Source organism: Pseudogemmobacter bohemicus, assembly GCF_003290025.1.
GTDB lineage: Bacteria > Pseudomonadota > Alphaproteobacteria > Rhodobacterales > Rhodobacteraceae > Pseudogemmobacter > Pseudogemmobacter bohemicus.
Genome location: NZ_QNHG01000004.1, coordinates 647249 through 657594 on the forward strand (window position 1 = coordinate 647249; position 10346 = coordinate 657594).

The 10346-nt window shown below is 63.0% G+C and carries 6 protein-coding genes and 1 pseudogene; 6 read left to right on the plus strand and 1 reads right to left on the minus strand.

The genetic code is table 11. The features are described from left to right. The first annotated feature begins 34 nt into the window (after positions 1-34). Genes DRF71_RS22175 through DRF71_RS22185 form a run of 3 tightly spaced genes read left to right on the plus strand, consistent with a single transcriptional unit; the run spans position 35 to position 3524 of the window. Positions 35-1201, plus strand: a complete 1167-nt coding sequence (locus tag DRF71_RS22175) for an acetyl-CoA acetyltransferase (protein WP_112312677.1) — start codon at positions 35-37, stop codon at positions 1199-1201. After that, positions 1198-2769, plus strand: a complete 1572-nt coding sequence (locus DRF71_RS22180; RefSeq protein ID WP_232831630.1) for an AMP-binding protein — start codon at positions 1198-1200, stop codon at positions 2767-2769. The genes DRF71_RS22175 and DRF71_RS22180 overlap by 4 nt, the downstream gene beginning before the upstream one ends. A gap of 11 nt (positions 2770-2780) precedes the next feature. Continuing rightward, positions 2781-3524, plus strand: coding sequence for an SDR family NAD(P)-dependent oxidoreductase (locus DRF71_RS22185; RefSeq protein WP_198672312.1), 744 nt, complete (start codon positions 2781-2783; stop codon positions 3522-3524). A 489-nt stretch (positions 3525-4013) separates the two neighbouring features. Here DRF71_RS22185 and DRF71_RS22195 read toward each other — a convergent pair. Further along, a pseudogene (locus DRF71_RS22195) lies at positions 4014-4537 on the minus strand (DUF3016 domain-containing protein). Between the two features lie 1112 nt (positions 4538-5649). Here DRF71_RS22195 and cas9 point away from each other — a divergent pair. The 3 genes from cas9 to cas2 are packed head-to-tail and all read left to right on the plus strand — an operon-like array spanning position 5650 to position 10169. Beyond that, positions 5650-8880, plus strand: coding sequence for a type II CRISPR RNA-guided endonuclease Cas9 (cas9, locus tag DRF71_RS22200; protein WP_157971247.1), 3231 nt, complete (start codon positions 5650-5652; stop codon positions 8878-8880). Between the two features lie 12 nt (positions 8881-8892). Beyond that, entirely contained in the window at positions 8893-9825 is a 933-nt protein-coding gene (gene cas1, locus DRF71_RS22205) for a type II CRISPR-associated endonuclease Cas1 (RefSeq protein ID WP_112312681.1), read from the plus strand. Next, a complete protein-coding gene (gene cas2 / locus DRF71_RS22210) occupies positions 9822-10169 on the plus strand; it encodes a CRISPR-associated endonuclease Cas2 (RefSeq protein WP_232831632.1) in 348 nt (115 codons plus the stop codon). The genes cas1 and cas2 overlap by 4 nt, the downstream gene beginning before the upstream one ends. The last annotated feature ends 177 nt before the right edge of the window (positions 10170-10346 follow it).

The window sequence follows — 10346 nt, forward strand, 5'->3', positions numbered from 1 at the left end:
TGCGAAGGCATTTACGGGAAGAGGAGGCTGAACCATGTCCGCACAGATCATCGGCTGGGCGCATACGCGCTTTGGCAAAAGCGAGGCCCCCGACACCACTGCCCTGATGGCGGAGGTGATCGGGCCAGCCCTGCACCATGCCGGGATCGGCGCAGAGGATGTCGACGGCATCTTCTGCGGTGTGTGGAACAACGGCTTTCAGGCGCAGGATTTTCAGGCGGCGCTGGTCGGCATGGCTTACCCCGCGCTGGCACAGGTGCCTGCGGTGCGGCTGGAAAACGCTTGCGCCACCGGCTCGGCGGCACTGTTCGCCGCGCTCGACTTCATCGCGGCCGGGCGCGGGCGTATTGCGCTCGTGCTAGGGTCTGAGAAGATGACAGCCATCCCCGGCACCCGCGCCGGGGATATCCTGCTCGCTGCCTCCTGGATGCGCGAAGAGGCTGGCCCTGCGGGGTTTGCGGGCGTGTTTTCCCGGATCACACAAGAGTATTTCCACCGCAACGGCGATCACAGCAGCGAGATGGCAATGATCGCCGCCAAGAACCACCACAACGCCATGGCCAACCCCCTGGCGCATCTGCACAAAGATCTTGGCATAGACTTCTGTGATGCGGTTTCCGATCTGAACCCGCTTGTCGCCGCGTCCCTGCGCCGCAGCGATTGCGCGCCGCTCTCGGACGGGGCGGCGGCGCTGGTGATCGCTGACGCCGGGACCGCCGCCACCATGCAACGCGCCATCGCCTTTCGCGCCCGCGTCCAGACCAATGACGTTCTGGCCCTGTCGCAGCGCGATCCCATCGCCTTTGACGGCCCCCGCCGCGCCTGGGCCGGGGCGCTGAAAACCGCCGGGCTGACGGCGGTTACCGACCTCGATCTGGTCGAGACCCATGACTGTTTCACCATCGCCGAGATGATCCAATATGAGGCGATGGGCCTGACCCCGCCCGGCCAGGGCTGGAGCGCGATCAGCGAAGGCCGGGTTCTGATGGGGGCCGAGCTGCCGGTCAATCCCTCGGGCGGACTGAAGGCGCGCGGCCATCCGATCGGGGCCACCGGGATTTCGATGCAGGTGATGGCGGCGCAGCAACTGATGGGCGAGGCCGGCGGCATGCAGGTGCCGGGCGCCGCTCTGGCGGGGGTGATGAACATGGGGGGTGCCGCCGTCGCCAGCTATGTCTCGGTGCTGGAGCGCGTGAAATGAGCGTGACCCTTGCCAGCGAGCGGGTGATGAACCTTGCCGAATTCCTCAGCCAGACAAGCCGCCGTGACCCCGATGGTCTCGCACTGGTCTGGGGCGAACTGCGGCTGAGCTGGGCGGTGCTCGACGCGCGCGTCTCGGCGATGGCGCTGCATCTGGCGCGGGATCACGGTGTGCAGCCGGGTGACCGCCTGTTGGTGCAATCCCCGAACTGCAACCAGCTTTTCGAGCTGATGTTCGCCTGTTTCCGCCTCGGCGCGGTCTATGTGCCGGTGAACTTCCGCCTGATGCCGCAGGATGTGGCAAAGCTCGCGAAAAGCTCAGGCGCGGTGGGCTTTGTCCATCACAGCGATTTCGCGGACCATGCCACCGCCTGCCGCGAGGCCTCCGCGGGCCTTAGGTTCTGCACTGAAATCAACATTCTCGAAGCCGGGATCGCCGCATATCAGGATCAGCCCTGCCCGAATGCGCCGGTGCTGCGCGACACACCCTGCTGGCTCTTTTACACCTCAGGCACCACCGGACTGCCGAAAGGGGCGATCCTGACGCATGGCCAGATGGCCTTTGTGATCAACAACCATCTGTGCGACCTGATGCCGGGCCTGATGCATGGCGAAACCGCGCTGGTGGTCGCCCCCCTCAGCCACGGCGCCGGGGTGCATCATCTGGCGATGGTGGCGCGGGGCGTGACCTCGGTGCTGTCTGACAGCCCGCGCTTTGATGCGGCAGAGATCTGGCGGCTGATCGCCCAATGGCGCGTCGTCACGATGTTCACCGTGCCGACCATCCTGAAGATGATCGTCGAGGCCGACCCCGACCGCACCTTTGACAGCAGCGCGCTGCGCTTTGTGATCTATGCCGGCGCGCCCATGTACCGCGCCGACCAGATCCGCGCGCTCAATCGTCTGGGCCCGGTATTGGTGCAATATTATGGCCTCGGCGAAGTCACCGGGGCGATCACCGTACTGCCGCCGCATCTCCATTCCACCGGCCCTGATTTCCGCACCGGCACCTGCGGCCTGCCCCGCACCGGCATGCTGATCGAGGTGCAGGATGCCTCGGGCCAGGCGCTGCCCCCGGGTGAGACCGGCGAGATCTGCGTGATCGGCCCCGCCGTGGTTGCAGGCTATCACGACAACCCCACCGCCACGGCTGCGGCCTTCCGGGGTGGCTGGTTCCGCACCGGCGATCTGGGGCATATGGATGCCGGGGGCTATCTTTACCTGACCGACCGTGCCTCGGATATGTTCATCTCGGGCGGCTCCAACATCTATCCGCGCGAGATCGAGGAGAAGATCCTCGCCCTCGATCATGTCGCGGAATGCGCTGTTCTGGGCGTGCCGGATGCGCGATGGGGTGAGGCGGGCTTTGCCATCGTGGTGCTGCGCCCCGGCGTGGTGCCGGATGAGGCGGCCCTGCGCGCGTCCCTCGCGGGCAGTCTCGCCAGTTACAAACTCCCCCGCCATATCCGGTTCTTCGAGGCTTTGCCCAAGACCGGCTATGGCAAGATTTCCAAAAAAGACCTGCGGCAGGAGCTGCGGCGACGCGGGTTCCTGCCCGAAGATCAGTGAAAGGAATGCCCATGCAGGGAAAAGTTGTCATCGTGACCGGAGGGGCCTCCGGCATCGGGCGTGCAGTGGTTGACCGCCTCTGCGCCGAGGGCGCAGTGGCCGCCGTCTTTGACCTGCCCGGCGCAGCGATGGACGCATTGGCCGCCGAAGGCCGGGCCGGGGTCGAAATCTTCCCCCTCGACATCACCGATGAGGCGGCGGTGACAGCGGCGGCGGCGGATCTGCGGCAGCGTCACGGCGCGGTCCATGGCGTCGTGAATTCCGCCGGGATCGCGACCGTCTGCCCGGCGATGGAAGTCGACACCCAGACCTTTCGCCGCATCCTCGATGTCAATGTGATCGGCTGTTTCATCGTCACCCGCGCGGCTGTGGCGCAGATGGAGGGCGAAGGCGCGGTGGTCAATATCGCCTCGGTCTCGGGCATCCGCGGCAATGAGGGGCGGATGGCCTATGGCGCCTCGAAAGGCGCGGTGATCATGATGGGGAATTCGCTCTCGGTCGAGCTGGCCCCGCTGGGGATCAGGGTCAACACAGTCGCGCCCGGGCCGGTCGATACGCCGATGGTTCTCGCCCATCACTCGCAGGAGATGCGGGAAGGCTGGCTCAATGCATTGTCGATAAAGCGCTATGCCCTGCCAGAAGAGATTGCCGAAGCGACGATCTTCCTTCTCGATAGCCGCAGATCCGGCTTCATCACCGGACATACGCTTGCTGTCGACGGGGGATTCTTGTCGCGTGGAACAGTCAATCCATGAGGGTTCCGTACGGACAGCCTGACACAAATTGGATATTCACTGATTGATGGTGCGATCCTTTCTCTAGAGTAGCAGGATGCGCTATGGGTAAATTCGCATCACAGCGACATGAGCACGCGCGCTGATCGAGAAAAGGCCAAGCGTCATCGTGCAGGGCGATCTCACCCGAACCGAAGGCGCCTCCCTGGCGCGACCATCGGCATTCCCCCGGATAAGCCGGAGCTTATCGCTGGCGCCGGCCAAGACTTCGATGCCGCAAGCTTCGCGGCCGGCTTTCGACACGCCTCCCTCACACCGCACGTCGTGCAGAGATCGAGATTCGGCGATCGACGGGCAAACAGACCAGGCATCAGGGCGACGCGTGGCCCCAGGGGCATCGCAAACGCATCCGGTAGCCTTCGGTTGGATCAGAACGGTTGGTGGCATTACCCAGTGTTCATCGCGGACCAACGGTGTGTGCCTTCAGGATTGCTGACGAACGGCAGGGCTTCAAACTGTCACCTTGAATGTCTTCCCGAACCAGTCTTCAAGCAGCTGCTTGTCATAAGCGAAGCGCTCGGTGTCATTTATGGCGCCCGGGCGGGACAGGTAGTTCATGTCGGAGAGGCGAACTTCGTCCTGCCTGATGACTTTCCCGGCTTCGGTGAGCGTATAGCGGAAGCGGATCCTCGGGGCGTGGTATCGCGCATGATGCGGACATCGCGACAGTCGAAGTTCCAGGACTCTAACTCGCCGGCGAGATCAATGTCGAGGACTTCGATCGTCAGGTCCTGCCCCACCGGGAGGTAGCGATGCGCCAGGTTCCCGAACTCCGTGTCGAACTCCGTGTCGAACTCGGCCAGCACCGAGGCACGGGTACGCTCCTGCCGGAACTCGCGGTCGCGGAACTTTTCCGCGGCGATATAGGTGACGGTGGCATCGGCCGCCGCCGTGCCGGTCGCGCCGATCAACACAGGCAGCGCAAGAACTGCGAAGAGGAATAGAGCCCTGAGCATGGGAACCCTTGGCATCATGGGTCTGCGGGTTCAGTATGGGGAGGGCAAGTGCCGGATGCCCAGGCGGGCGGTGGGCGGTTTCAGGGTCGTCCGGGCCAACGGCGGACGACATCAGGGCAATGTGGCCTTGCCGATTTTGCGCTATGGTTTCCGCGCAAGTGCTTCCGATATGCTTCCGGGCTTCGGGAAGCCCAATGCAGAGCGCCTCCCAAATCAGGCTTAAAACTTTGTAATATAAAGTATAATCTGGTTTCGGGGATGCAGTTCCAGAAATTCTTACTTTTGCATCAAGCCGAATGGCACGATCCGGAACCCCGTGCTGCATAAGGGATTTCCCTTTGGATGCAAACCGCGCGGAACGCTGTTCATCGACACGAAGGGGCCTCGGCGCAGTCGGAGACCTCGTCCATATCTCCACCCACAACGCGACACGGCTGGCCTATACCGAGGTGCAGGCCAACCATCGCTGGTGGCCTTCTGCGCGCTCCACTGGTTCCGCAATCATGGCGACGGAGGCCGACGGACGATGACCGGCTCAGCCTGCCGCTCTCACCGCTGCGCCAAGGCCAGCCCGATACCGCCCGCATTCAGGCCCTGCCGATCCCCCGATCAGACATGACCGCAGAAATGAAAAAGACAGGGCCGTAGCCCTGCCCTTATTTGGTGCAGTCAAACTGCTTGTTAACAGCCAGCCTGCGGTTTCTGAGCCTTCAGTTTCACAGCAGAAAACCTGACAGTCAATCCTTATTTCCGGGGGGAGGCACAGCGCGATGGCGAGACAGACCTGCCACCGGGAAGCAGTGCAATCCGGTGGAAGGCTTCAGAACCGCAGGCAGACCGCAACCAGACGCCAACAAACTCTCGCTTCATGCGAAACGCTCAAGAACGGTCGGTCTAAGTCACACCACGGTTGTGGACGCCGGGTGCTGCCGCTAGGTTAGCTTTTGCGAAGTGGCCACTTCGCTAGCCTGCTCGTATCCGGGTGTGGACCCCGGTCGAGCAGGCAACCGTCTGCGATAGCTATTGCGCGCATTTGTAGCGACACGATTAGAGTATTTCGTTGGCGTCTGAGGGACTAAAAATCCGCACGCCCTGAAATGTTTCATTATTATAACATCAAGGACCGCGTCATGCCCACCACACTTGGAATTGATCTCGGGACGGCCTCCCTGGGCTGGAGCCTTCTGGACGACGACCGGCGCATCATCGACCTCGGGGTGATCATTTTCAGCGCAGCGGCCGGCGCGGGGCGGGATCCGCAATCGGGGGCGCCCCTGGCCGAAGGACGGCGCGAGGCGCGCTCGGCCAGACGCAGGCGCGACAGGTATATCGGTCGTCGCTCGGCCCTGCTGGGCAAGCTGATCGCCCTTGGCCTGTTGCCGGGCGCCCCACCGCCAAAGGATCGCGACCGCCGCCGCAACGCGCCGGTCGTGAATGACGAAACCCGGGCGCTGGCGGGGCTTGACCCATATGATCTCCGGCGGCGGGCGCTGTCGGAACCGCTTGCCCCGCATGAAATCGGTCGTGTGATCTTTGCCCTCAACACGCGGCGGGGCTTCAAATCGAACCGTAAGGCGGATCGCGGCCGCAACGAGGCCGACAGCGGCAAGATCGCGCTTGCCGGCCAGGCCCTGAATGCCGCCCTCGACGGACGGACGCTGGGCCAGTTTCTGGCCGAACGGATCGACGCCGGGCAACCGGCCCGTGTCCGCATGGGGGGCGAGAACCAGGCCTATGATTTCTACCCGCAGCGCGACCATCTCGAAGACGAATTTGCCCGCATCTGGGAGGCACAGGCAGCCTTCAACCCTGCCCTTCTGACCGAGGCCGCGCGGGCGGAAATCCATCGCGTCCTTTTCTTTCAGCGCCCGCTGAAGGAGCCTGTGATCGGGCCTTGCACCTTCGCCGGCATGAACGGTGTGCCGCAGGACGAAAAGCGGCTGGCCAGGGCGCATCCGCTGTTTCAGGAACGGCGCCTTTATGAAGAGGTCAACCAGTTGCGCGTTGTCTCGGCCGGAGCAGCGGGGCGCGAACTGACACTGGATGAGCGCAACGCACTGATCATGGCCTTGCGCGAAAAGAAGAAGATCAGCTTTGCGACATTGGGCGGCAAAGTCCTGAAACTGGCCGAGGGCGAGCGGTTCAACAAGGAAAGCGAGACCCGCAAGGAGCTGACCGGGGACGAGGTCAGGGCCGAGATGTCGGACAAGAAGCGGTTCGGCAATCGCTGGCTGCATTTCCCGCTGGAGCGGCAGTTGCAGATCCTCGACCGGGTGCAGAACGAGGAAAACCCCGAAACGCTGCTGTCATGGCTGCAAGCGGAGTGCGGGCTGGATGCGGCTGCGGCGCAGGCGGTGGCAAAAGCGAACCTGCCCGAAGGCCATGGCCGCTTTGGCGAAACGGCAACGCGCGCGCTGATCGCTGCATTGAAGGCCGAAGTCATCACCTATGACAAGGCAGCTGCCGTGGCGGGCTTTCACCACAGCGACCATCGCAGCGGCGAAGTGTTCGGCACCCTGCCCTATTATGGCCAGATCCTCACCCGCGAGATTGCCCCCGGCAAGCCGGAATATGGCGATGACCTCGAACGCCAGTTCGGCAAGGTGACCAACCCGACCGTGCATATCGGCCTGCGCCAGTTGCAGAAGCTCGTGAATGCGGTGATCGCCCGCCATGGCAAGCCGGACCGGATCGTCATCGAACTCGCGCGCGAACTGAAACTGAACGACAAGCAGAAGAAAGAGCATCAGGATCGCATCCGCAAAGACACCGCCGCCGCGCAAAGGCGCAGCGAAGCGCTGATCGAAGCCGACCGTCCCGATACCGGCGCCAACCGCGCGCTGCTGAAGCAATGGGAAGAACTGAACCCTGCCAATATGCTCGACCGGCGTTGCCCTTATTGCGGCGAGCCGATCGGCATGGGGCAGGTCTTTAATGGTGAGGTCGATATCGACCATATCATTCCCTACTCCATATCGCTGGATGACAGCCCCTCGAACAAGGTGCTGGCGCATCGCGCCTGCAACCGCAGGAAGGGCAATATGACGCCCTGGCGCAGATGGGGCCATATCCCGGAGGACTGGGAAAAGGTCTCGACACAGGTTGCGCGGATGCATCGGTCAAAACAATGGCGCTTTGGCCCCGATGCCGAAGAACGGATGGAGCGTGATGGCGGTTTCGCGGCGCGGCAACTGACCGATACGCAGTATCTCGCACGGATTGCCGGAAAATATCTGCGCGCCCTTTACCCCACCGCCGAGGATGGCCGCGTCGATGTCATCCCCGGCCGCATGACCGCGATGCTGCGCCGGGTCTGGGGGCTGGACAGCCTGCTGCCCGACCATAACTTTGTGGAAAACAAGCATTCCAACGCCCCGAAAAACCGGCTCGACCATCGCCACCATGCGATTGACGCCGCGGTTGCCGCCGTCACCAGCCTGTCCCTGATGCAGGGCATCGCCACAGCGGCCGCAAGGGCCGAGGCGCAGGAGCTGGATCGGATTTTCGAGGATCTGCCACAACCCTGGCATGGGTTTCGCGAAGACCTCGGCGAAAGGCTTGCCCGCACCGTTGCCATGCACAAGCCCGACCATGGGCGCAGCGCCACGCCTTCACGCCACCGCGATGTCACGGCCGGCAAGCTGCACAATGATACCGCCTATGGGCTGACGGGCCTGACCACAGCCGATGGCAAGACGCCCATCGTCGTGCATCGCGTCCCGCTGACCTCGCTCAAGCCTGCGCAGATCGCGGATCCGGCCAGCATCCCGGACGAGGCTCTGCGCATGGCGCTTTGGCTGGCAACGCGGGACTGCTCCGGCAAGGCCTTCGACCAGGCGCTGGCGAAATTTGCGGCGGAACATCCGGTCTTCAGGGGCATCCGCCGTGTGCGCCTGCGCGAGCCGCTGAATGTGATCCCGATCCGTGCTGCCTCCGGGCGCATCTACAAGGCCTATAAGGGGGACGCCAACGCCCGCTATGATGTCTGGCGACTGCCGGATGGCAAATGGCAGGCAGATGTGGTGCCGATGTTCGATGCGCATTCCCGCGACACAACCGACCGGCGCCCGCATCCTGCAGCAAAAAAGGTGCTCAGTCTGAAACAGGGCGATGTAATCGCGGTCGAGCGGGACTCCGGGGCTGCAGACCTCCTGCTGATCAAGGGCTTCAACCAGAACGGCCGCCTGACGCTCGCTGCGCCGAACGAGGCAGGCACATTGAAGGCGCGTGATGCCCTGGCCAATGAAATCGACCCATTCAAATATGTATATCTCTCGCCCGGATCCCTGAAAAAAGCGCGCGCCCGACAGGTCCGCATTGATCCCCTTGGTCGGGTCTTCGACCCCGGCCCCCGCGAATAGGGAAGCAGAGAGATGGATCGCATCGTCGATATCGCCACCGATGGCCTCCATCTTTCCCTTCATCGCGGTTTTCTGTTGGTGGAAAAGGACCGTAGCGAGGTTGGCCGCGTCGCCCTTGACGACATTCACGCGCTGATCATCCATGCTCACGGGGTCACCTGGAGCGGCACCATCGTCGCGGCCCTGGCCGAGCGGGGCGCCCCCATCGTCTGGTGCAACGCAGCCCACAGCCCCGTGGCCGTGACCCTGCCCCTCCAGGGCCATCATGCACAGAATGCGCGGATGCAGGCGCAGATCACCGCCTCGACGCCCCTGATGAAGCAGATCTGGCGCCGGATCGTTTCGGCTAAAATCACGATGCAGGGCGCGCTGCTGACAGCCCGCGGGATCAGCGGGGCAGAAGCCTTTCCCTTCATGGCAAAGCGGGTCACCTCGGGCGACAAGGAAAACCTGGAGGCCCAGGCGGCACGGCGCTACTGGCCCTTGCTGATGGGACCAGATTTCCGGCGCAACCGCGATGCGGGTGATGTGAATGCGCTGTTGAATTACGGCTATGCGGTGATGCGCGCGACCTGTGCCCGCGCCATTACAGCCGCAGGCCTGCATCCGACCCTGGGCGTGCAGCACTCGAACCGTGGCAATGCTTTCGCGCTTGCGGACGACCTGATCGAACCCTTTCGCCCGTTGGTGGATGCCCTGGCCGAAAGCATGATGCGCGAAGGCATCACCCGGCTGGACCCGCAGCAAAAACGCCGCTTCGCCCGGCTGATCGCCTTTGATCTGCGCATCGCCGGCGAGACTTCTCCAGTTGCCATTGCCGCCACCCGGCTGGCGCAATCCCTGGCAAAGGCCTTTGAGACCGGGCGCCCCGACCTGATCCTCTTCGACCCGCCATCCTCCCTGGACTGGGCGGCGATCAGTCGTGCCCCCGAGGCGGATACATGAAGAAACCCCAATCCTCGCACCTGAGCGGATACCGTCTGATGTGGATTTTCGTGATGTTCGACCTGCCGGTTGGCAGCAAGAAGGAGATGCGGGACGCGACGAAGTTTCGGGAATTCCTGCTGGATCAGGGCTTCGAGATGAGCCAGTTCTCAATCTATGCCCGTTTCTGCAATGGCAAGGACAGTTACGAATCGCATCTGAAACGGATCGAGGGTAATCTGCCCGAGAAAGGCGAGATCCATGTGCTCACATTCACCGACAAACAATATGAGGGAATCGTCCGTTTCTCGAGCCAGCGCCGACGCCGCCCCCGAGAAAACCCGGACCAACTGGCGTTGTTCTAGTTATGTCCCGAGTTTGGCATCAGCCAGATGTGTTGTTTTTTCATTTTATGACAACGAGATATCAACACATCCAGCTTAGCCGTTCAGAAACCGCAGGCCAACCGCAACAATATCAATGCGAACGATCCAGACGTTATGAGCTTAGCCGTTCAGAAACCGCAGGCCAACCGCAACTTT

Excerpts from the sequence above, each read along its gene's own strand:
- DRF71_RS22175 (WP_112312677.1), top strand. The coding sequence starts at position 35 with ATGTCCGCACAGATCATCGGCTGGGCGCATACGCGCTTTGGCAAAAGC.
- cas1 (WP_112312681.1), top strand. The coding sequence starts at position 8,893 with ATGGATCGCATCGTCGATATCGCCACCGATGGCCTCCATCTTTCCCTT.
- cas2 (WP_232831632.1), top strand. The coding sequence starts at position 9,822 with ATGAAGAAACCCCAATCCTCGCACCTGAGCGGATACCGTCTGATGTGG.
- cas9 (WP_157971247.1), top strand. The coding sequence starts at position 5,650 with ATGCCCACCACACTTGGAATTGATCTCGGGACGGCCTCCCTGGGCTGG.
- DRF71_RS22180 (WP_232831630.1), top strand. The coding sequence starts at position 1,198 with ATGAGCGTGACCCTTGCCAGCGAGCGGGTGATGAACCTTGCCGAATTC.
- DRF71_RS22185 (WP_198672312.1), top strand. The coding sequence starts at position 2,781 with ATGCAGGGAAAAGTTGTCATCGTGACCGGAGGGGCCTCCGGCATCGGG.